The 21,174-nt window shown below is 47.2% G+C and carries 19 protein-coding genes and 1 riboswitch; of the genes, 14 read left to right on the forward strand and 5 right to left on the reverse strand.

The window, feature by feature from the left end:
• Positions 1 to 76 precede the first annotated feature (76 nt).
• The 3 genes from ACXHJ2_RS25385 to ACXHJ2_RS25395 all read right to left on the reverse strand — a co-directional run bounded on the left by ACXHJ2_RS25385 (position 77) and on the right by ACXHJ2_RS25395 (position 3,705).
• Positions 77 to 1,084: a substrate-binding domain-containing protein gene (locus ACXHJ2_RS25385; RefSeq protein WP_040103815.1), complete on the reverse strand. Its 1,008-nt coding sequence runs from the start codon at positions 1,082 to 1,084 to the stop codon at positions 77 to 79.
• Between the two features lie 249 nt (positions 1,085 to 1,333).
• Positions 1,334 to 2,533: a glycoside hydrolase family 130 protein gene (locus ACXHJ2_RS25390; protein WP_165079853.1), complete on the reverse strand. Its 1,200-nt coding sequence runs from the start codon at positions 2,531 to 2,533 to the stop codon at positions 1,334 to 1,336.
• Positions 2,530 to 3,705 carry an AGE family epimerase/isomerase gene (locus ACXHJ2_RS25395; RefSeq protein ID WP_165079852.1) on the reverse strand — a complete coding sequence of 392 codons (1,176 nt, stop codon included), beginning with the start codon at positions 3,703 to 3,705 and terminating at the stop codon, positions 2,530 to 2,532. Before ACXHJ2_RS25395 ends, ACXHJ2_RS25390 begins: the two co-directional genes overlap by 4 nt.
• Positions 3,706 to 3,937: 232 nt before the next feature.
• On the opposite strand from ACXHJ2_RS25395, the gene ACXHJ2_RS25400 reads away from it, so the two are divergent.
• The 14 genes from ACXHJ2_RS25400 to ACXHJ2_RS25465 all read left to right on the forward strand — a co-directional run bounded on the left by ACXHJ2_RS25400 (position 3,938) and on the right by ACXHJ2_RS25465 (position 18,670).
• Positions 3,938 to 5,257 (forward strand): ABC transporter substrate-binding protein, encoded by a 1,320-nt coding sequence (locus ACXHJ2_RS25400; RefSeq protein ID WP_165079851.1) that lies wholly within the window; start codon positions 3,938 to 3,940, stop codon positions 5,255 to 5,257.
• Positions 5,258 to 5,324: 67 nt separating this feature from the next.
• Positions 5,325 to 6,209 carry a carbohydrate ABC transporter permease gene (locus tag ACXHJ2_RS25405; protein ID WP_013373635.1) on the forward strand — a complete coding sequence of 295 codons (885 nt, stop codon included), beginning with the start codon at positions 5,325 to 5,327 and terminating at the stop codon, positions 6,207 to 6,209.
• Positions 6,210 to 6,211: 2 nt separating this feature from the next.
• Positions 6,212 to 7,045, forward strand: a complete 834-nt coding sequence (locus ACXHJ2_RS25410; protein WP_025676717.1) for a carbohydrate ABC transporter permease — start codon at positions 6,212 to 6,214, stop codon at positions 7,043 to 7,045.
• A gap of 41 nt (positions 7,046 to 7,086) precedes the next feature.
• Positions 7,087 to 8,136, forward strand: coding sequence for a glycoside hydrolase family 130 protein (locus ACXHJ2_RS25415; protein ID WP_013373633.1), 1,050 nt, complete (start codon positions 7,087 to 7,089; stop codon positions 8,134 to 8,136).
• Positions 8,137 to 8,148: 12 nt separating this feature from the next.
• Entirely contained in the window at positions 8,149 to 9,108 is a 960-nt protein-coding gene (locus ACXHJ2_RS25420; protein WP_165079850.1) for an acetylxylan esterase, read from the forward strand.
• A gap of 55 nt (positions 9,109 to 9,163) precedes the next feature.
• Positions 9,164 to 9,263: riboswitch (purine riboswitch) on the forward strand.
• Positions 9,264 to 9,331: 68 nt separating this feature from the next.
• Entirely contained in the window at positions 9,332 to 10,510 is a 1,179-nt protein-coding gene (locus ACXHJ2_RS25425) for an MFS transporter (protein WP_013373631.1), read from the forward strand.
• Between the two features lie 80 nt (positions 10,511 to 10,590).
• Positions 10,591 to 10,734, forward strand: coding sequence for an RAxF-45 family protein (locus ACXHJ2_RS25430; RefSeq protein ID WP_016822706.1), 144 nt, complete (start codon positions 10,591 to 10,593; stop codon positions 10,732 to 10,734).
• A 103-nt stretch (positions 10,735 to 10,837) separates the two neighbouring features.
• Positions 10,838 to 12,922, forward strand: a complete 2,085-nt coding sequence (gene abc-f / locus ACXHJ2_RS25435; RefSeq protein WP_165079849.1) for a ribosomal protection-like ABC-F family protein — start codon at positions 10,838 to 10,840, stop codon at positions 12,920 to 12,922.
• 302 nt (positions 12,923 to 13,224) lie between these two features.
• Positions 13,225 to 13,953, forward strand: a complete 729-nt coding sequence (locus ACXHJ2_RS25440; RefSeq protein WP_013373628.1) for an ABC transporter ATP-binding protein — start codon at positions 13,225 to 13,227, stop codon at positions 13,951 to 13,953.
• Positions 13,950 to 14,750 carry an ABC transporter permease gene (locus ACXHJ2_RS25445; protein WP_165079848.1) on the forward strand — a complete coding sequence of 267 codons (801 nt, stop codon included), beginning with the start codon at positions 13,950 to 13,952 and terminating at the stop codon, positions 14,748 to 14,750. The genes ACXHJ2_RS25440 and ACXHJ2_RS25445 overlap by 4 nt, the downstream gene beginning before the upstream one ends.
• 12 nt (positions 14,751 to 14,762) lie before the next feature.
• A complete protein-coding gene (locus ACXHJ2_RS25450; protein ID WP_149034675.1) occupies positions 14,763 to 15,530 on the forward strand; it encodes an ABC transporter permease in 768 nt (255 codons plus the stop codon).
• Positions 15,531 to 15,730: 200 nt separating this feature from the next.
• Positions 15,731 to 16,963, forward strand: a complete 1,233-nt coding sequence (locus tag ACXHJ2_RS25455; RefSeq protein ID WP_165079847.1) for an ABC transporter substrate-binding protein — start codon at positions 15,731 to 15,733, stop codon at positions 16,961 to 16,963.
• Between the two features lie 16 nt (positions 16,964 to 16,979).
• Positions 16,980 to 17,846 carry a carbohydrate ABC transporter permease gene (locus ACXHJ2_RS25460; RefSeq protein WP_165079846.1) on the forward strand — a complete coding sequence of 289 codons (867 nt, stop codon included), beginning with the start codon at positions 16,980 to 16,982 and terminating at the stop codon, positions 17,844 to 17,846.
• On the forward strand, positions 17,846 to 18,670 hold the full coding sequence (locus ACXHJ2_RS25465; protein WP_165079845.1) for a carbohydrate ABC transporter permease: 825 nt from the start codon (positions 17,846 to 17,848) through the stop codon (positions 18,668 to 18,670). Before ACXHJ2_RS25460 ends, ACXHJ2_RS25465 begins: the two co-directional genes overlap by 1 nt.
• Positions 18,671 to 18,780: 110 nt before the next feature.
• Here the strand turns inward: ACXHJ2_RS25465 and ACXHJ2_RS25470 are convergent, their stop codons facing one another.
• Together ACXHJ2_RS25470 and ACXHJ2_RS25475 are read right to left on the reverse strand one after the other, a co-directional pair.
• The gene (locus tag ACXHJ2_RS25470) at positions 18,781 to 20,466 is read right to left on the reverse strand and encodes a DUF4179 domain-containing protein (RefSeq protein ID WP_165079844.1); all 1,686 of its coding nucleotides are present in this window, start codon (positions 20,464 to 20,466) and stop codon (positions 18,781 to 18,783) included.
• Complete coding sequence (locus ACXHJ2_RS25475; protein WP_165079843.1) at positions 20,426 to 20,986, reverse strand: RNA polymerase sigma factor; 561 nt, start codon at positions 20,984 to 20,986, stop codon at positions 20,426 to 20,428. The genes ACXHJ2_RS25470 and ACXHJ2_RS25475 overlap by 41 nt, the downstream gene beginning before the upstream one ends.
• Positions 20,987 to 21,174 lie beyond the last annotated feature (188 nt).

Raw genomic sequence — 21,174 nt, forward strand, 5'->3', positions numbered from 1 at the left:
AAAGATTCTAAACGTCAAAAGCCGCTTCAGCGACATGCTGAGCGGCTTTTGGTTGTGGAAAATTCACTGATCATGATCACTCAAGGGGCTGCACGGAATCACGATATACAATATGACCCTGTACAAGGACTCGACCAAAACGACTGCCGGGATGGCTTATTTTTTTCATCATTGAATCCACCGCGGTACGTGCCATTTGCTCAATGTCTACTCCGACCGTGGTCAGTTGCGGAACAATAAGCGTGGCGTATACATCGTTATCAAAGCCGACTACAGAGCAATCCTCGGGTACGCGGTATCCCAGACCAATCAGCTGGTGCACCAGATTGTGAGCAACCTGATCGCAGTTGCATACAAAGGCGGTCGGTAGTGGCTGAGGCAGCTCCATTTCAACATAGGACCCTTCGTCGTCCCGGTCACTGAGTACCCACTCGTTACGGAGGGGCAACCTGTGCTCCAGCAAGGATTTATAGTAGCCGAGGAAACGATCCTGAATACTACTGGTGGAATAGATATTTCCCACATAAGCAATATCCCGGTGCCCCTGGGCGATCAAGTAGTTGGTCAGCTCATAGGCTCCGTAAAAATTATCCGTCACCACAGAGTCGATATCGGCATGCTCATCATAAAAGTCGAGAAACATTTTAGGTTGGTCCATGGTTTGTACCAGCTCAATATATGGCTTGCTCACCTGGCCCAGAAGAATGAAGCCGTCCACCTTACGGTCGTAATAGATACGTGGCAGATTAAGCTGTTCTTCGTCCTCGCGATGGAGGATGTGAAGGATCCCATAGTAGCCGTATGGCTCCAGTGCTCGTGAAATTTGCTGGTAAATATGCAGATAAAACGATTGGCCAGGACCGGTAAAACGTTCAGGGATGACAACACCAATGTTATAGGTGAGCCCTTCCTTCATGGACTTGGCAACGGTATTGAAACGATAACCCATTTCGCCCGCGAGCGTTTTAATACGTTCTTTTAGCTCCTCGCTAACCCCATCCTTGTCATTGAGCGCCTTCGACACGGTCACGCTGCTTATTCCCAGCTTATCTGCAATATCCCGCATCGTTACGTTGCTCTTCATTCCTGTTCCGCCTTCCAATTTTAAAAAGATAAGCATTTTGCCTACATTCAGATAAGAGTTGCAAAATGCTGGGGTGAATATGGATAGCTTATCCGCTTGTAGAAATTCAATTAGCTTAGCGGTGCAGCTGCTCTGTAAAGATACAAGGACTGGCAGCCATAGCTGCCCATAGAACAACAATTAGCCTGCGGGTAACAGTTGTTCTATGGATAGTATACATGGTTCCACAAGCAGGATAAAGCTTACGGCTTAGATCTGCTGGGAAGGACGGTTGCTTGCTTGCAATAGCGCTTCATTGCGATGGATCAGCTCACGGCGGATAGCGGCGCTGCCGAGAGAACGCAATGGGTCGGACGGTGTATTGAAGGTGTAGTCTTCTAGACGGGCAATGGTGGTCGTCGCTACGTGGATACGGGTATCACTGGACGCGTAGTATATGAAGACTTCATCTCGTTCATTAACGACTGCCCCATTGCAGAAAATAACATTCGAAACATCACCCACGCGTTCCTCATCATAAGGAGCCAGAAAATGCCCGCCAGGCTTGGCAATGACACGCGTAGGGTCTTCCAGACTGGTGGCAAAGGTATACAGCACATATCGCAGCCCGGCGGCTGTATTGCGTACCCCGTGAGCGATATGAATCCAGCCGCGACTCGTTTTGATCGGAGCAGGACCTTGCCCGTTCTTGACTTCGTATACCGTATGATAGTAGCGCTCGTCAATGACTGTCTCATGTTCAATCACGGGCTGCGTAATATCTTTGCAGAGACCGAACGCAATGCCTCCGCCTGAGCCGGTGGAAATAAACCCATCTTGGGGACGAGTATAGAAAGCATATTGACCGTCCACAAATTCGGGGTGCAGGACAACGTTGCGTTGCTGCGGGGACTGGGTAGTGATGTTGGGAAGCCGGGTCCATGTGCGGAGATCACGAGTGCGGACCAGTCCAGCCTGAGCGACAGCGCTGGAGGTATCGTGGGCTGGCGCGTCAGGGTCCTTTTTCTCCGAGCAATAAATACCGTAAATCCAGCCGTCCTCATGCTTCACCAGCCGCATATCGTACATATTGGTTTCATCCGGGTCGATATCATCCCATACTAAGGGAGCATCAATGAACCGAAACTGATCAATACCGTTATCGCTCTCTGCCAAGGCAAAAAACGACTTTCGATCCAGTCCCTCGGTGCGTGAAACAAGAATGTATTTTCCTTCATGATAGATCGCTCCAGGATTCAATGCCGCATTCACACCCAGTCGTTCCATGAAAAAGGGGTTGGTTTGTGCATCCAGGTCAAACCGCCAGTGAATGGGAACATGATGGCGTGTGAGCACCGGATAGAGGTAGCGTTCATAGATACCATTGTAAAAGGAGGTTTTAACCTCATTGGGGCGCGTAATCAGTTCTTCTTGCTGCGCTAGCAGCTCATCGTATTTGTTATGAATCATTGTTTATCCATCCTTTCCAGCATTTCAATGCAAAATCGGCTGTTATGATATGGGCACTTCCAAGGGCCTGCAATCTCTCTCGCGTCAGGCTTACCGTCGGCTTGAACCGACCAAAACCATTCGCCTCCGGCGCGCGGGTCGATGATATATTGGCGGGTATAAGTCCATAGATTTCTTACGATTTGCAAAAATCGTTCATCCTGTGTCCGCTGAAACGCATTGTAAAAACCAACCATTGCTTCGGCCTGTACCCACCAGATACGTGAAGTGTCTACCCGCTCTCCCTCCCGCTCGTTGATGAGCGATCCGTCTGGCTGAATAGCCCGCTCAGCTACCGCGCCGGCAATATCCACCACCATGTTCACATACTCGGATGGATGATAACCCAGTACATTCATTGCGTCCTCCATCAACCAGCTGGCTTCGATGTCGTGACCATATGAGGTCAGATCGAGCAGTGAGCGCCATTCGCGGTCGAAGAAGACTCCCAAGCGCCGGGCGGAAGCATCGTAAACACGATGGTATAAAATGTCCAGCACGTTCTTCAGTGCGTCCCGAACCTCTTCGTTTGGGTAGGCACGCAGCAATTGGGTATACGCTTCCAAAACATGAATATGCGTATTCATGGTAATATGCGCGGTAACTCCATTTTCGCTGAGTAGCTCATTAGGCTGCGCGTTCCACGAACGATCATATTGTTCACCGTATGCCTGTAGAGCAGGATCATATCCTTTCTGCTCCACAAGGTGAAACAGTTCCATTGCCAGTGGCAATGCATTCGGGTCATCCGTAGCTCGTGCATATTCTGCCAGCGCATAGATGGCAAATGCCTGCGCGTAGATATGCTTACACGTATCCACAGGTTGCCCGGTGTAGTCCACCATCCAGTACATTCCTCCATGTAACGGGTCAAGCAGGTGATCTTGCAGAAATGTAAAGGCATGTCGTGCCGCGTCTGCATAGGCGCGTTCCCCAGTTACACGGGCTGCTGCTGAGAAAGACCAAAGTAGTCGCGCAGTGGCGATGCCACCTTTGTCCGCTTGTTTATGGATGTGCAGATCCACGTCTACCTCTCCATAAAATCCGCCATGCGTTTCATCTTTCAAGCCTAACCAGAATGGGAGTATGTGTTCCTTCCATTCCTGTCTAATTTCGTGTACTAGTGTTTCCAAGAGACAAAGCCTCCTTCGGAAAATTATTTATTAGTTTATCGTTAACCTTACAGAAGTATCATATCTAGGTGTTTATAAACTGTCAACCATGCTAGATTCGTGTTTTTTACAAGAAGAGGACCACGATATTTTACAAAAAAATATTGTAATTGACACAGTAAGCGCTAACATAATAAAATGATTTTGTTAGTTTAACGATAACCTTATTAAAAACAACAGGAGGGGTCGTCTCATGAAGTTGTCCAAGGTTTTGATGTCATTACTATCCGTGCTTTTGATAGCGGGGCTGTTTACTGGCTGTAGCTCAAAGAAAGATGCGCCAGCTGCCGGTTCTGATCCGAAGGGTCCGGAAGGGGAAATTACGGTGATCACACAGCGGACAGATATTGTGGATACCGTATTTCAGGATTACGCCAAGGAATTTAACAAACTTTATCCGAACGTGAAGGTCAATTTTCAGGCATTGGCCGATTATGATGGTCAAATTAAAATTCGGATGGGAACCCGGGATTACGGAGATGTGTTGCTGATTCCTGGCAGCATTCCGATTGAGGAGCTTCCTAATTTTTTTGAGCCACTAGGTACTTATGACGAGATGAAAAACAAGTATACCGGCATTGAAGAACGTACAGTGGATGGTAACAGCTACGGTATTCCGATTGCGATGGTTTACTCTGGCGTGATTTATAACAAAAAAGTGTTCAAGGAAGCAGGAATCACACAAATTCCTAAAACACCGGATCAATTCCTGAAAGCGTTACAGCAAATTAAGAACAAAACCAAGGCAGTACCGCTGTTTACGAACTATGCCTCTGGTTGGGCACTGACCCAGTGGGAGTCTAGCCTGGCGACAGTAGCGGGTACGAAGGAATACGTGAATGTCACACAACCGAATTCAGATGACAATTTCACGAAGGGTCAGCCCCACTATGAGTTGTACAAGGTCCTGTACGATGCAGCTAAAAATGGTCTGATTGAGAAAGATCCAACGACTACCGATTGGGAGACCTCCAAGGCGGATCTTGCTCAAGGCAAAATCGGTACGATGGTGCTTGGCTCTTGGGCAATTGATCAAATCAAAAGCGTAGCTTCTAACAAGGATGATATCGGTTTTATGCCTTTCCCGACGAATGCTTCCAAGGTACTTGTACCGCTGGCAGGTGACTTTAACCTCGCTATTAACGTAAACAGTGAAAATAAAGAGGCGGCCCGTGCCTGGGTGGATTGGTTTACCGAAAAATCCAACTATGCCGTAGAGCAGGCAGGCAGCATTAGTCCGCTGAAAGGTGCCGAAATGCCTGCCATTTTAAAGCAGTATGAGAAAGAGGGAGTTGTTTTTGAGCCTCTCACTCCGTCTCCGAAGGGGCAGGAAGGAATTGTCGATAAAATCGATAAAACGGGAGAAATCGGCTTGTGGCAGCCTGATTTCAAGAAACGCATTATTGAGGCAGCGGTGGGTAACCGCCCGGAATCGTACGACACCATTATGAAGGATCTGAACGATGCATGGGTGAAGGCGCGTGCTGAAGTGGCAGCCAAGGAAGCAAAATAGCCATCTGAACTGACCATAAGAAGAGATTGAAGTGGCAGTTGATGGACGGATAGCCAGGAGGTGCAGCATGTTTAAATTTTCGAATCTCAGCTACTCCAAACAAAGATTAGCGATTATTGTTGCCTTTTCATTTATTCCGTTGGCGCTGCTGGTCACTTTTGCGTACTTGCCGGTGATCAATATGTTTAAATACAGCTTTTCGGACTGGAACGGCTATAGTAAGCGTCTGGAATATGTGGGCTTTGAAAACTATATCAAAATCTTTACCGACCCCGAGTATTTCTCGGTGTTTAAGGTCAGTCTGTATTACTTTGTAGCCACGTTTGTACAGATGGGTTTGGCCCTTTATTTTGCAACCATTCTCAGCTTTCAAACCTGGTTTAAAAATTTCTTTAAAGGCATTTTGTTCTTTCCTTCCCTGATGAACGGGGTGGCGATTGGTTTTATTTTTCTATTCTTTTTTAAACCGGACGGTACCCTCGATACTCTGCTTCAGGCAGTGGGGCTGGGTTCGTATGTCAAGCTGTGGCTGGGCAACCCGGAGATTATTAATATTTCGCTGGCTGGTACGTCGATCTGGAGATACATGGGCTTTAACTTTATTGTGTTTCTAGGTGCGATTTCTTCTATATCCAGTGATCTGTATGAAGCAGCCGATATCGACGGAGCCAACCGCTGGCATCAGTTCCGCTCTATCATTTTGCCGACTATCAAGCGAATTTTGCAGCTGAACCTGATCCTGGCAATTAGCGGTGCGATCAGTGCATTCGATATTCCTTACATTATGACCGGTGGCTCCAACGGTAGTAAAACGTTCGTCATTCAGACGATTGATGTGGCATTCAAATACAGCAAGGTTGGTTTGGCCTCGGCGATGGCGGTTGTTCTGCTGTTGATCGTAATTGCTGTTACGTTGCTTCAGCGGTTGCTGATTCGGGGGGAGGAGGACTAATCATGTATAAGCTAAAAAGATTGCTGGCAAACAGCATCAAGTATGCCGCGCTATTGCTAGGTGCGTTCATTGCTCTACTGCCGATTGTTGTGATTTTGTTTGCATCTTTGAAGACGAAGGCTGAATATGCGGCAAGCAGTCCTCTGACTCCCCCGGTGAACTGGCTGAACTGGGCGAACTACGCCAAAGCCTTTGTGGATGGAAATATGCTAACCGGATTTTTGAACACAGCCTTTATTTTGCTGATCTCCATCATCGGGGCTACGTTGACCGGTTCCATGATTGCGTATATTTTGAATCGTTTTAAATTTAAAGGTAAAAGTCTCATGCTGGGTGCGTTCTTACTCGCCACGCTCATTCCGGGGGTGACGACACAGGTATCGACATTCCAGATCATTAACAAACTGGAACTGTTTAACACACCTTGGGCAGCCATTTTACTTTATTTGGGGACCGATATTATTGCGGTGTATATTTTCCTTCAGTTTCTGGATTCCATCGCAGTGGCGCTGGATGAGTCGGCCATGTTGGATGGGGCTTCCTATCTGACCATCTACTGGCGCATTATTTTGCCGCTGCTGAAGCCTGCCATTGTGACGGTAATCATCATCAAGGGTGTTAATATTTACAATGATTTTTACACCCCGTTCCTGTATATGCCCAAAACAAGTCTTCAGGTTATATCGACGGCACTGTTTAAGTTTAAAGGGCCATACGGATCGCAATGGGAGGTCATTAGTGCAGGCATCATCATTGCGATTATTCCGACGCTGGTTGCGTTTTTATCATTACAAAAGTATATCTATAACGGATTTGCACAGGGTTCAGTCAAATAGAAAAATTAAAATTTAGTGTCTAGGTGAGAGGAGAGTCAAGTATGAGTAAATTGAATGTGGATTTGGATGTAGGTAACGTACGAATTGTAGGAGATAGCCTGTCGAAAATGCCGTGGCAGGATAAGCCCGAAGGTAGCGAGGCTCCGGTGTGGAGGCATACTGAAAACCCGGTCATTGGACGGAATCCGGTACCCGGCATTGCCCGTATTTTCAACAGTGCAGTAGCTCCGTATGAAGGACGGTTTGTAGGAATATTTCGTGCTGAAACGATTAATGGACGTCCGCATTTGCATCTCGGCTGGAGTGACGATGGGCTGGCTTGGGACATTGAGACAGAGCGTCTGCATTTGGTCGATGAGGAAGGGAATGAGTATCAGCCTAATTATGCTTACGATCCGCGTCTGGTTCGAGTGGAAGATACGTATTATATCATCTGGTGCACAGATTTTTATGGAGCAGCGCTGGGGATCGCACAAACGAAGGATTTCAAAAGCTTTGTGCGATTGGAAAATCCGTTCTTGCCGTTTAATCGCAACGGAGTGCTGTTACCTCGCAAGCTAAATGGAAACTTTATGTTGCTATCCCGTCCGAGCGACAGTGGTCATACGCCATTTGGGGATATTTTCCTTAGCGAAAGTCCTGACTTGGTCTATTGGGGCAAGCACCGTCATGTAATGAGCAAGGGCGGTCAGGGCTGGTGGCAATCGGTGAAGATTGGCGGCGGACCGGCACCGATTGAGACGACAGAGGGCTGGCTGATGTTCTATCACGGGGTGACAGGCACGTGCAATGGACTGGTATACAGCATGGGAGTAGCTGTTCTTGATCTGGATGATCCGTCCAAAGTTAAATATCGTTCCTCCAATTTCGTGTTGACCCCGGAGGAATGGTACGAAGAGCGTGGCTTTGTGCCGAATGTGGTGTTCCCGTGTGCTACACTGCACGATGCGGACACCGGAAGAATTGCAATTTATTATGGAGCCGCTGATACGTATGTAGGTATCGCATACACGACAGTATCTGACATTATGGAGTATGTCATCGCAACGGATGAAGTAGTTGCAGATGACCGTGAGTCAGGCCGGATGTAGGAGGGAATTTACATGCCGGAGGATATGTCTTTACAGCAGCTACAATCCTATATGGGAAGTAATCCAAAGCCGCAGGATTTTGATATGTACTGGGAACGGGCGCTACAGGAGCTGGAACGACAGCCACTGGAATATACACTGGAGCCTGCCGATTTTGTCTCTCCGCTGGTGGAGTGTTACCATCTGTATTTTACTGGAGTGGGCGGGGCAAGGGTACATGGGAAGCTGGCTCGTCCCAAGCATCTTACGGAACAAGGTCCAGCCTTGGCGATGTTCCATGGGTATTCCTGCGATAGTGGCGACTGGTTCGACAAGGTGAGCTATGCGGCACACGGATTCACTGTGCTGGCTATGGATTGCCGAGGACAAGGTGGACTGTCCGAGGACAATTTGCAGGTTCAGGGAACGACGGTTCGCGGCCATATTATCCGCGGGATTGACGACCCGGACCCGGATCGGTTGTATTACCGCAACGTATTTTTGGATACGGTACAGACGGTGCGCATTCTAATGTCTATGGAGCAGGTTGACCCTGAACGGATCGGTGCATTTGGCTGCTCCCAAGGCGGGGCACTAACGGTTGCCTGCGCTGCATTGGAGCCGCGTGTCCGTGTGGCGGTCCCGGTATATCCGTTCCTGTCGGATTATAAAAGAGCTTGGGCGCTGGATGCAACGACATCGGCCTATGAGGAACTGGTTTATTATTTTCGCTGGTTTGATCCCAATCATGTACGTGAGAGCGAAGTGTTTCACCGCTTAGGCTACATCGACATTCAACATTTAGCAGACCGTATTCGAGGACGGGTGCTATTCGTGACAGGGCTATCCGATGTGATTTGCCCACCTTCCACACAGTTCGCAGTGTACAATAAAATCGTATCGGACAAGGAATTGCTTGTGTATCACGAATATGGTCATGAGTATTTACCCTATCTGTCAGATCGTTCCATGAGCGAATTTTTGCGGCTGTAGGGGTTGAACTTAACCAGAGGCTCCTTTATAGTAATAGCTATAACCTTCGTGAAGCGTAATAAATGAATGCCCCATTTGTATAACCTCAATAATATGGTTTGAGGGTCTCTACCAGGAACCGATAAATCCTGATTACAAAAAGTGTACGTCTTGTACATTTCTTGTGGTCAGGATTTTTTTGCGTGATGCGAGGGAATTACATGACAGCAAAGGAGCTAATGTAATGAACTTCAAAGTAGTTATTTTAACCATTGCGACCTTTACGGTAGGTCTGGTGGAGTTGATTATTGGTGGCGTGCTGCCCCAGATTGCACAGGATTTGAATGTCTCTGTAAGCACGGCAGGACAGCTTATCATGATCTATGCGCTTGTGTACGCTATTGCCGGGCCGACTTTGTTGGCGTTGACCGCCAAAATTGAACGAAAACGACTGTATTTGTGGTCGATGTTTATCTTTATCCTGGGAAGTCTGCTGGCTTTCTGGAGTCCGAACTATGCTGTGTTGTTTATATCTCGTATCGTTACTGCTGCAAGTGGGTCGTTGATCGTGACATTGTCACTAACCATTGCGGTTAAAGTGGTGTCCAAAGCTTATCAGGCCCGCGTTCTCGGTGTGATCTCCATGGGGGTCAGCTCCTCTATCGTGCTAGGCATCCCAGCCGGGGTGCTGATTGGAAATGCGTTTGGCTGGCGGGTGCTATTTCTGATTATTGCCTTGCTGACCGTAGTTTCTATGATCATTATGAACTTGTTTATGGAACGGATTCCGACAGAGCATGTTGTGCCTATGCGTGAGCAATTGAAGTCCTTGAAAAATGTTAAAGTGATCAGTGCCCATCTGGTCACTACGCTGACACTGGCGGGACACTACACGTTGTATGCGTACTTCACTCCGTTTTTGGAAAACCTGATGGGCTTGAACGCTTCATGGGTGAGTGTCGCCTATTTTGTCTTTGGATTGGCGGCAGTGAGCGGCGGCTTTATTGGCGGCTCTTTGGCCGACCGATTCGGCACAGCGAAAAGTATTCTCATTGTCGTAGGTGTGTTTATCGCTGTGATGTTCCTGCTGCCGTTCTCGATTCACTCGATGTATGTGTTTGTGCCGCTTCTGATCATCTGGGGAATCCTGAGCTGGGCCTTGTCGCCCCCAATGCAAAGTTATCTTATTGAAAATGCACCCGAATCAGGCAGTATTCAGCAAAGCTTTAATTTCTCTGCACTCCAGGTCGGGATCGCCCTCGGTTCTGCCTTGGGAGGGGTAGTGATTGATAATAGTACTTCTGTTGCCACGAACGCCTGGGTGGGCGGGGCATTTGTGATTGTTGCTTTTGTCTGCGGCGTATTTTCGATTACCAGAGCCGGGACATCGCAGACAGTCAGAGGACACCACTCCGTCTCATAGCCCAGTAGGATATTTCTCCCTTTTATTATTCGAAAAAACATGTTATACTACTTCCAATTATGAAGAAGGGGGTGAGGTAGGTGAATCACGAGATGCTGAACAACCGTATTAGCCAGCTGCCGATTGCTATGGCTGGCATTGTTCATGCTTTTCCATACAACGGGAGAAGTCTGTCCAATTTTAATCATACGGTTGTAAACATCGCGAGAAGACGCCTACCTTAACTCGAACGGATTGCTGTACCTTCCGAAGAGTCGCGGGCTTGCTCCTGCGGCTCTTTTTGTGTTACCTGGGTAAGGGTCTTCCTAAATAAAGGAGAGCCTGAACATGTATATTGTAAACGGTCAACAATTGAAAAAATACCACGCTGCCAATCTGATTTTAGATGGTGTAACGTTTGATATCCATAAGGGAGAAAAGGTGGGGCTCATCGGCCGCAACGGAAGCGGTAAAACCACCCTTTTACGTCTGATTGCACGTTTGTCCCGCCCGGATGAAGGGCAGCTTGTCATTGCCAAAGATACGAAAATCGGCTACTTGCCGCAAATCCCGGCGGAGTTTGAGAGCTTCACCGTATACGAAACGCTGGCTTACGCCTATCGTGAACTGATGGATTGCCGCAATCAGATGAGCACGCTCGAACGGGAAATGTCAGATCCGGTTGTGGCAGCGAATCCGGAGCTGTTGGAGAAGATGCTGCAAACGTATGCTTCCCTACAGGAGCAGTTTGAGCGTAACGGCGGCTATGAAATGGATGCAAATATGGATCAGGTAGCGGATGGGCTAGGTATTCCCAAAGCTATGTATACGCGCAACTTCGGATCACTGTCAGGCGGAGAAAAAACCAAAATAGCGCTGGCATCACAGCTCATTGGTCGGCCGGATTTGCTGCTGCTGGATGAGCCAACCAACCATCTGGATTTGAAAGGGCTGGAATGGCTAGAGCAATTTTTGCAGAGCTACACCGGGGCCTGTGTGGTTGTATCCCATGACCGCTATTTTCTGGATCGAGTTGCTGGCAAGATGATCGAACTGGAGGATGGCGAGGCCTTTACGTACTATACGAATTACAGCGGCTACGTTAAGGAAAAGGAAGAACGTCTGCTGCTGCAATTTGAGGATTATAAGGAACAGCAAAAGCGGATCAAAAAGATGAAGGAGACCATTCGGCGTTTGGAAGAGTGGGGACGCAATGGCGACAACGAAAAGTTTTTCAAAAAGGCAGCCTCAATTCGCAAGGCGCTGGAACGAATGGAACTGGTGAAGCGACCTGTATTGGACCCTCAAGGTGCGGAGTTTCACTTAAAGTTGGAGGATCGCTCCGGTCGCCGGGTGCTTCAATTCGAGGAAATCACCAAAGCCTATGGAGAACGTCAGATCTTAAACGGGGCAACGGGCAGCCTGGAATTCGGTGAAAAGGTAGCTTTGTTAGGCGATAACGGCGCGGGCAAAACGACGCTGCTCAAGCTGTTGCTTGGTCAGGAAAGCGTAGATGCAGGCACGGTCCAATGGGGCGCGCGCGTCGAGTACGGATATTTGGCGCAGCAAGAGAGAGAACGGGATAGCCGGGCGACGGTGCTTGCTTACTTCAAGGAGGAAGCAGGGCTGGAAGAAGGCGAGGCGCGTGGGCTGCTGGCGAAGTATTTATTTTACGGCGCGGATGTGTTTAAGCCCGTGAGAATGCTGTCCGGTGGGGAGTGGTCCCGCCTGCGGCTGGCGCTGCTGGTTATGAAAAAGCCGAATTTGTTGGTGCTGGATGAGCCGACGAACCATCTGGACATCGATTCCCGTGAGGCCTTGGAGGAAGCGCTGGGCACCTACACGGGAACGGTGCTGGCGATTTCACATGACCGCTACTTTGTGAACAAGCTGGCAGGGCGCGTGTGGGAGCTGGAGAACGGGAAGCTGTTCTTTTATCTGGGCGGCTTCGATGAATACCGCGCGAAGAAGCGGGAGCTGGAAAACGCTCGCTTGCAACGTGGGGCGGATGCAGGGGGACGATCGGCATCTGCAAGTAGAGCCGCATCTGGTGGCGGCTCAGGCTCGGGCCTAGCTACGCCTGCTGGCGCAGCAAGCAATGATGCGGGAACGGCTTCGCGGACAGGAGCGACCACCGGAGCCGATGCGAGCCGTGCTCGCTCCGGGTCGGCAGGTCGCTTGGGGGCGCCCGATGCCCGGGGTGGGGCACGCGGAGCGAAGGCGGCGAAGCCATCCCGCTCACCCGCTGCGTCCCGCGAGCGCTTGGAGCGGGCGATTGCCGCCAAGGAAGCAGAATTGGCGGCGACAGATGCCGAGCTGGAGCTGCTCGGTACTGGTAGTGACACGGCGCGCATGGCGGAGCTGTGGGACGTGCGTGAGCAGCTGCAAGCGGAGCTGGACACGTTGCTCGGCGAGTGGATTGAACTAGAGTAAGTGATAGGCTGGTTGTTGGATATGTAGTGTATATTTATATAAAGGATAGCCCTGAGGTAGCACGCCTACTCAGGGCCTATTTTTGTATGGTAAAGAGAATGAGAGAGTGGCAATAGAATAACCATATATTAAAATAAATTGGTATTAATGATTTTTTATATTTTTATTTTACATATAAAGTAATTCGTTTACATTTCGCAACATATGATACTTTCTAATTTGTGTACGCGATGTTAACCAATATTAAATGGGCTTATCCATATTAATATCATGCCTATCAATTATACGATGGAGGGAACGATATGTCGGACTTCTTGCTGGAGGTCAATCAGGTAACAAAAAAAATGGGGAAAAGAAATTTATTAAATAATATTTCATTCAAGCTTCAGAAAGGGAAGATTTATGGATTCATCGGACCCAATGGAGCGGGCAAAACAACAATGATGCGTATTATGACTGGATTAATGAAGCCAACCAGCGGCTCTGTACAGATAGCTTCATATAATGTACATACGGACCGGGAAAAAGCGCTGTCCAAGGTGGGGGCCATTATTGAATCTCCGGTCTTTTTTGATTATATGACGGGCAGGCAGGTTTTACGTAATTTATCACGGCTGCACTCTGAAATTGCATCCTCAGATCGGGAGGCACATATCGAAGAGTTGCTTACAAAGGTGAGATTAGAAACGCGGGGCGACGACAAGGTAAAAACCTATTCGCTTGGAATGAAGCAAAGACTAGGTATTGCACAGTCCATGCTGGGTACTCCGGAGCTTTTGTTGTTGGATGAACCGTCTAATGGTCTTGATCCCATGGGGATGAGAGAACTGCGTGATATTGTGCTTGGTTTGCGTAACTCGGCCAATTATGCCTTTTTTATCTCCAGTCATCTGCTGGACGAATTGCAACAGATGTGCGATGAACTTATCGTAATTAAAGAGGGCAGGCTAGTTTGGCAGGGGCCTACTGATCAGCTGATAAAGGAAGGCCAACGTCTGGAGGATGCCTTTATGGGGTTAATGGGATTATGAAGCGATTGATACACAGTGAATTCGAACGATTGTGGAAGCGAAAGTGGTTCTGGCTTATGGTTTTATGCACACCTGTGCTAGCCTATTCGACAGGATTATACTATTTGCGTACTCGGAATGTTCCAATAGAGGTGCTACACCAGAATTTTATCGTCACCAGTCTGCAGGAGAATTTATATTTATTTTGCAACAGTGCTGTGGCTGCTTTAGCTGCTGCTGTGTTTACTGAGGAATTTCAAAGTGGACGGCTGCGGCTATTATTCATGCGTCGATTTACCCGTGGTCAGATTTTTTGGAGCAAGCTGCTGGTTTTGAATGTTTCTATCTTACTTCTTCTCATGGTATATGCCCTATCTTCACAAGTGATCGCTGAAGTATGGAAATTTTCATATGATTTAAGTGATATAGGTCTGTCTGGAGTTCGATTGCTGCGCATCCTTGAATACTATGGCTGGGCATTTGCTTCACTATTAGCTATAAGTTCCTTGTATTGCTTTTTTGCTATGTATAGCAAGAGTGTTACATATGCTATCGGTATTTGCATGTTATACAATTTGGCTTCTCTGTTATTTGATCCGCTGTATCTAAAATTGGCATCCTTTGTTTCTCATATTCCATACCTATATGATGTGGTCGCATTTATGATTATTCCATATCTGCAGCATACGGGATTGAATAATTCTTTAATCGGAAGTTTATCTGTGAATGGGGCCATCATTACCGTTGTAAGTGTATATCTTGCCTTGTTTACATGGGGTGCATATCGCCGCTTTGTAGCCGATGATTATTTGTGTTAGGGGGATTGCTTGATGCTGGGAATCTGGCACAGTGAAATGGAACGAATTTGGAAGCGGAAGTCCACTTATTCGTTGTACGTAGCCTATATATTAATAATTGTAGCGATTATATGGAGCTATAAAATGACGGGGACAAAGATCTTCCGTTTTGGCGAAGGAAGCATGCTCGTCAATAATTTAAACCTGCCATGGCTAATGATGAGTGAGGTTGCTTTATTTCTAACTTTGGCGATGTTACCTATCCTATATGTGGATCAGTTGAGTGGTGATCTTTATTCAGGGGCGTATAGGCTTTACATGTTGCGTCCGTATCGTCGTTTATGGTTCTGGCTTGCCAAGATGCTCGCACTATCGATCACAACAGTCATTTTCGTTGGGACAGGTTTGTTTATAAGTGTGCTTGCAGGATGGTTTCTTTTCCCGCATAGCTCTACTTTCTTGAAATATGGTGCATCAACACCTTCTACCTTGTCTGATGCCATAACCTACATACTCACATTTTATCTTATACTGCTTATGGTGTGCTTGGTGAAGCTCATGTTGAGCAGCGCTGTATGCTTATTTGTATCTCGACCCCTGTTTGCTTATCTATCAATTCTGGTTTTATCTGTATTCCTGTTTAAATTGGCTAGACCGCTTATTATGTTAATGGACCCGTTTCGCGAAATATTGCTTGCTCTAAGGATTGACAACTCATTTGAATTTTGGATGTGTACAGGGGGAATGTTGGTAGTGGGCATTATTGTTAGTTGTGTACGGTGGCAAAAAAGAGTTTTTTAACATAAATTTTATAGTTAATACTATACAATTAGAAAAGATCCAAGCGACCGTTTGAAGGTTAGCTGGATCTTTTTTTAATACGAACGGTGTTGGACTTCGTGGCGGTAATTGCTTCCACTGTATCGTTTCTTTTCTGCAAGGGACGGGTATTAATTGTCTAGTCCCGCATAGATTGACATAGGGGAAAAGGAGGTATGAGGATGTGGAATGGGGTCAAAAGACTGTCTACACTAACGGCGATTCTGCTGCTAGCGATCATTGTAAGCGCATGCAATAGGAGTGACGATTCAGGCAAGGTGCAAATTGAGTTTTTCCAAAACAAGCCGGAGGCCAAGGGTTCGTTCGATAAGCTGATCGCTCAATTCAATCAGGAACATCCCGGAATTGAAGTGACACAGGTCAATCCGCCAGAGGCAGAAACGGTGTTATTGACCCGGGTTGTCAAAAACGATGTACCTGACATTGTGGGGCTTGGGGCCACAGATACCTACTCCATTTTGGCGCAGAGCGGTATTTTTACGGATCTTGCGAATACAGAATTACCACGTACGGTGGACCCGATTTACCTCAAAATGCTTAAGGATGTGACTGGGGTCGATCCTGTGTATGGAATTCCTTATGCTGCGAATGCGAATGGTGTGATGTATAACAAGACACTTTTTAAGGAAATGGGATTACAGGTGCCCAAAACGTGGGATGAACTGATTGCAACGGCGCAAAAGATCAAGGCTGCTGGTAAAATCCCATTTTATTTTACATATAAAGATGATTGGCAAACGAACCTTCCTTTTAATGCACTGGGTCCGAATTTGGTGGGCATTGATTTTTTCCTGCAAAGGCGTGAGAATCAGGTCACCTTTCAGGACAAGTACCGCGAGGTTGCGGAAAAGCAGCTGGAGCTGCTGAAATACGGACATAGTGATAATTTTGGCAAAAACTATGCTGACGGTAACCGTGCTTTCGCTAACGGGCAGGGACTGATGTACATCCAGGGCTCGTGGGCTATATCTGAAATTCGCAAAGCTAACCCGAAAGTGGAACTCGGATTTTTCCCGTTACCCACAGGGGATGACGCAAAGGCGGTCAAGCTGGTGTCTGGTATAGATACGCTGTTAGCTGTTTCGGAAAGCACGCCGCATAAAAAGGAGGCGGAGGAGTTCATTGCCTTCTTATTAAAACCGGAGAACAGCAAGCAATACATTACGGAACAAACGTTGTTTTCGGCGGTGAAGGGAGTCACGCAGGATGATCCAAGTGTGGCGGAGCTGTTGCCGTATTTTAAATCAGGCCGTGTCATTGATTTTGCCGATCACTATATTCCCAAAGCGGTCCAATTGAATTCAATTGTGCAGGCTTTCCTGCAAAATGGAGACATCGATGCCTATCTAGCCAAGCTCGACCGGGAGTGGAATAAGGTAGCTAACCGCCGATAGGGGAGGAGGACGAGACATGAATAAGCGACTAACGACTTTTTACTGGATGACGGTGCCGGCGGTGCTATTATTTTTTATATTTTTGACCTTACCTGCCTTGCAGGGATTTTATTACTCGCTTACCAATTGGAACGGATTTGGCCATCAGTATCACTTTGTCGGGTTTAAGAACTATATTAATTTGTTTCAGGACGACAATGTGGGCAATGCTTACTGGTTTACTTTCAAATTTGCGATTGTGGTTACCATTGCGATTAATATTTTCAGCTTGCTGATTGCCATGGGGCTGAACGCTAAAATACGTTTTCGTAATTTCTTTCGCGGGATTTATTTCTTACCTAATATTTTGAGCGTGTTGATCGTAGGTTACATATTCAATTACCTGTTCTCGAACGTGTTTACGATCTGGGGACAGAACTTAGGTATTGGCTTACTATCGACGAACATCTTAGGCAGTGAGCAGTTGGCTTGGGTAGGAGTGGTCATTGTAGCTGTATGGCAGGGCATCGCCTTTAATACGATTCTCTATCTGGCAGGGCTACAAACGATTCCGACCAGTCTGTATGAGGCATCCAATCTGGATGGTGCAGGTAAATGGCGTGAATTCTGGAGCATTACCTTTCCGTTGATTGCTCCGTTTTTTACGATCAATATGGTATTGGCGATGAAAAATTCCCTGATGGTATTTGATCAGATCGTGGCCTTGACGAACGGCGGACCGGGACGGGCCACGCAGTCGATTTCCCATCTGATATACACCGGGGGCTTTAGAGGTGGGGAATTTGCATATCAGTCGGCTAACTCTGTGATTTACTTTATTGTGATCGCGATCATTTCCATCTTACAGCTGCGATTCCTCCAGAGAAGGGAGATGGACAACTGATGAAAACAAGCAGACGTACCAACTGGCCTGTGCTGATTCTGGTAGCGTTGGGGACAATATTTATCCTGTTTCCCCTCTATATGACGGTGACGATTGCACTTAAAAATCCCGAGCAGATGGCGCATTCCGCCTTTGCCTTTCCGACGGAGCTGCATTGGGAAAATTTTAGTCGTGCAGTGGAAATGACCAACTTTTTCAGTGCTTTTCAGAATAGTGTGATGGTGACAACATCGACAGTTATCCTCACTTTGCTCACCAATTCCATGGTTGCTTATGCCATTGCTCGTAATATGCAGCGGCATTTCTTCAAGGGGTTATATTTTTACTTTGTGAGCGCCATGTTCATTCCGTTCCCGATCATCATGCTGCCGATTGTGAAGCTGGCCTCGGGCCTCCATATGACCAATCTGTTGGGTCTTATCGTGCTGCATACGGTATATGGCTTGGCGTTTAATGTCTTCGTGTATGTCGGTTATATTCACTCCATACCGGTGGCATTGGAAGAGGCAGCTACGGTAGATGGCGCGACGACATGGGGGACATTTTGGCGCATTATATTTCCGCTGATGGCGCCGATTAGTGCTACGGTGGGGATCCTCACTTGTCTGTCCACATATAATGACTTTTTACTGCCGCTCATTATTATCAGCGATGCGGAACAATATACACTGCCGCTCGTTCAGTATGTATTTCAGGGACAGTTCAATACGGATTTTAATCTGGCCTTTGCCTCGTACCTGATGGCCTTGCTGCCGATGATTATCGTCTACCTGATTGCACAAAAATGGATTATCAATGGTGTTACGCAAGGTTCTGTGAAGTAAAGCGGAGCTACAACAGCTTCACGCAGACTGTGCCTTGTTAGACAAATAAAAAAGGGGGTTCCTATACTGTGAATCACACAGGTATAGAGAACCCTCCTTTTATAGCATTGTTATTTAGATACTTTGCTGTTGCTTGTCAGTGGCTGCAAGGGTACGGTCGTCTCTGCTTCCGGGTCGTCTGTTGTATAGTAGAACATATAAATAGAAGCTTCCTTTCCCTTGAAGTTCTTGTAGACATCCACTGCCTTATTATTGCCATCTCCGGCGAAGTTGGCCGTGATCGGCTTGCCAATAATCCTTTCTTTCCCCAGGCCAATATGCGTCTGGTTAATCCCCCCAAAGTGAGTGTCCTCACTTTCGGTTTCTACGAACAAGTCCGAGCCTTGCTTGTAGTAGGTCCACTTCACAGGATAGCCACCGATTTGCGTCGTTAGCGTCTGTTTTTGCTCAGAAATATCAGCTAAACGCTGTGGCGTTTTGTCATCCGAATGGGTCGTAACCTTGTATTTGCCTGTAAAAGTAATGGGAGTGTCCTTGGTAATCACAAGATTGGCCGGTCGCTCAAAACGGATCGTGTTCAGATCGTGTTCCTGATCAGGTAAAGACCAACGGCTACCCTCTAACGTTGTACCGTTCACAGAAAGAAAATATTTTTGATAAGGTAACATGGCGAATTTCTCCTTGCTTCTGATCGTGACACGGATTTGTGTCGGTGTGACAATCATTTGTTCCAGCATAAAATTCGGATTGCCGTTCTCTAATGGGGTATTCAGCACGCTTTTTATTGTACCGCTCTCCATTTTCTTCTTGCTTAACTGCAGGTCAAAATTTAGGGGCTCATGTATACTTTTCTCGGTTTGTGCATATTGCAGTTTAAAAGTAGTTTGCCCTTCTGGTATATTCTCTTTAGTAAAATACTGCTGGGCTGTGTATTCTCCGTTCTCACCGGGTGTACCAAATGTCCCTCCAGATTGAGGATTCACAGGCTTCCCATCTTTGTAGGCAATAATTTGCGGATTGTCCCATTCCTTTGGTATGGACGAATCGAAGGTAATTGCTGAGGACAGCATCAGCTTGTCCTTACCTTGTTCAAATACTTGTACCTTCATATCTTGTAAGCCGTTACGATCCAGTTTGAACGTCTGTATTTGAGGCGACCGAATATCGAGCGGCAAATCCAGTTCCTGAACGCTGGTGAGCTCTATATGATCTACGGTCAGCCGCACGTTCTCTGTTTCTTGCTGCGGTGTCCAATCACTTTCAAAGTAACCGTTATAGCGTTGATTTTTCTCGTCCCATTGCTGAAAGCTATACTCCCCTTCGCTGCTTTTCCCCGCAGCATTTTTAAGTGATACGCCTTTGACATTCCAAAACTCGTTGTCTGCCCGTTTTCCGACCTCCAAGCTGTACAGAATCACAGTCCGATTCTCATCGACAATAGCGGTATGCAACGTCAGCTTCACTCCGTCTCTGGTGACAGATTGCTCCAGCGGCTGTCCAAGGTCTTGATTTAGTGCCGTCCGAATGCCGCTTCTTCCGTGCAGCAGATTGCCCCAGTTATAATGGATGGCGGCATAGACGGGAACGGCAACGAGAAGTGCGCTCAGGGAAGCAGCGATGGCTATTTTGCGCCAATTACTATGTCGGTGTGGAGTGAATGAATCGGAAGCATCGGTTAGCGTAGGGGCAGTATGCCCTGTCTGTTCCATCCGGTTCCACATCTCATCGAAGTCAGGATAGGCCATTTTCGAATCATCATTTAACTTGTGCTTCAATGCCTTTTCTACGTTGTTCATAGTTCTCTCCTTCCAGCTCGGGAATCTGTGCGCCAGCCTCCCGCAGTATTTGTTCCATTAACTTTAGCCCTTTGTGTGTCCTGGATTTGACGGTTCCCAGCGGAATTTCCAGCAGTTTGGATATTTCTGCCAGCGTGAAATCATGCATATAGCGAAGTGTCAGCACAGCGCGGATTTTGGCCGGTAGGCGATTCATATAAACAGCCCATTCCTCAGCCGACTCGCGCTCTTCCACCTGCCTGTCCACAGGCTTGTTTTCTGTTCCAGTAAAAAGATGGGGATTGGCCGATACTTTCAGATGCAGGCTTTTTCGGCGTTTAAGATGGTTCAGACAATGATTGACCGTAACTTTCATAATCCAGGCTTTTAGTTGCTCGATGTGCTCACGATTGCTGCGAAACAAGGTAATAAACACTTCCTGTGTTAAATCCTCTGCATCCGAGGCGTTATGGACCATGTAGTAGCAGGTTCGATATACATCCCGCTGATACAGATCAAACAGTTCTCGATTACTCTCCAAAGACGGTTCTCCTTTCTCGTGCAGTTTACCTATATAACAACTGGAGTCCCCAAAAGGTTCATTTGGTTGTGAAAAATAGATCGTACGCTCTGAATGTGTCCACTTTTTCTCCAATGTACCACACAAAAAAAGAAGCCTGTAAATCTCAAAACTGCAGATTTACAGGCTTCTTATATAGACCCTACGGG

This window comes from Paenibacillus sp. ALE3 (assembly GCF_054113405.1).

Coding starts and splice junctions, on each gene's coding strand:
- ACXHJ2_RS25385 (WP_040103815.1), bottom strand. CDS start 1,084: ATGAAGAGCAACGTAACGATGCGGGATATTGCAGATAAGCTGGGAATA.
- ACXHJ2_RS25390 (WP_165079853.1), bottom strand. CDS start 2,533: ATGATTCATAACAAATACGATGAGCTGCTAGCGCAGCAAGAAGAACTG.
- ACXHJ2_RS25400 (WP_165079851.1), top strand. CDS start 3,938: ATGAAGTTGTCCAAGGTTTTGATGTCATTACTATCCGTGCTTTTGATA.
- ACXHJ2_RS25405 (WP_013373635.1), top strand. CDS start 5,325: ATGTTTAAATTTTCGAATCTCAGCTACTCCAAACAAAGATTAGCGATT.
- ACXHJ2_RS25410 (WP_025676717.1), top strand. CDS start 6,212: ATGTATAAGCTAAAAAGATTGCTGGCAAACAGCATCAAGTATGCCGCG.
- ACXHJ2_RS25415 (WP_013373633.1), top strand. CDS start 7,087: ATGAGTAAATTGAATGTGGATTTGGATGTAGGTAACGTACGAATTGTA.
- ACXHJ2_RS25420 (WP_165079850.1), top strand. CDS start 8,149: ATGCCGGAGGATATGTCTTTACAGCAGCTACAATCCTATATGGGAAGT.
- ACXHJ2_RS25425 (WP_013373631.1), top strand. CDS start 9,332: ATGAACTTCAAAGTAGTTATTTTAACCATTGCGACCTTTACGGTAGGT.
- abc-f (WP_165079849.1), top strand. CDS start 10,838: ATGTATATTGTAAACGGTCAACAATTGAAAAAATACCACGCTGCCAAT.
- ACXHJ2_RS25440 (WP_013373628.1), top strand. CDS start 13,225: ATGTCGGACTTCTTGCTGGAGGTCAATCAGGTAACAAAAAAAATGGGG.
- ACXHJ2_RS25445 (WP_165079848.1), top strand. CDS start 13,950: ATGAAGCGATTGATACACAGTGAATTCGAACGATTGTGGAAGCGAAAG.
- ACXHJ2_RS25450 (WP_149034675.1), top strand. CDS start 14,763: ATGCTGGGAATCTGGCACAGTGAAATGGAACGAATTTGGAAGCGGAAG.
- ACXHJ2_RS25455 (WP_165079847.1), top strand. CDS start 15,731: ATGTGGAATGGGGTCAAAAGACTGTCTACACTAACGGCGATTCTGCTG.
- ACXHJ2_RS25460 (WP_165079846.1), top strand. CDS start 16,980: ATGAATAAGCGACTAACGACTTTTTACTGGATGACGGTGCCGGCGGTG.
- ACXHJ2_RS25465 (WP_165079845.1), top strand. CDS start 17,846: ATGAAAACAAGCAGACGTACCAACTGGCCTGTGCTGATTCTGGTAGCG.
- ACXHJ2_RS25470 (WP_165079844.1), bottom strand. CDS start 20,466: ATGAACAACGTAGAAAAGGCATTGAAGCACAAGTTAAATGATGATTCG.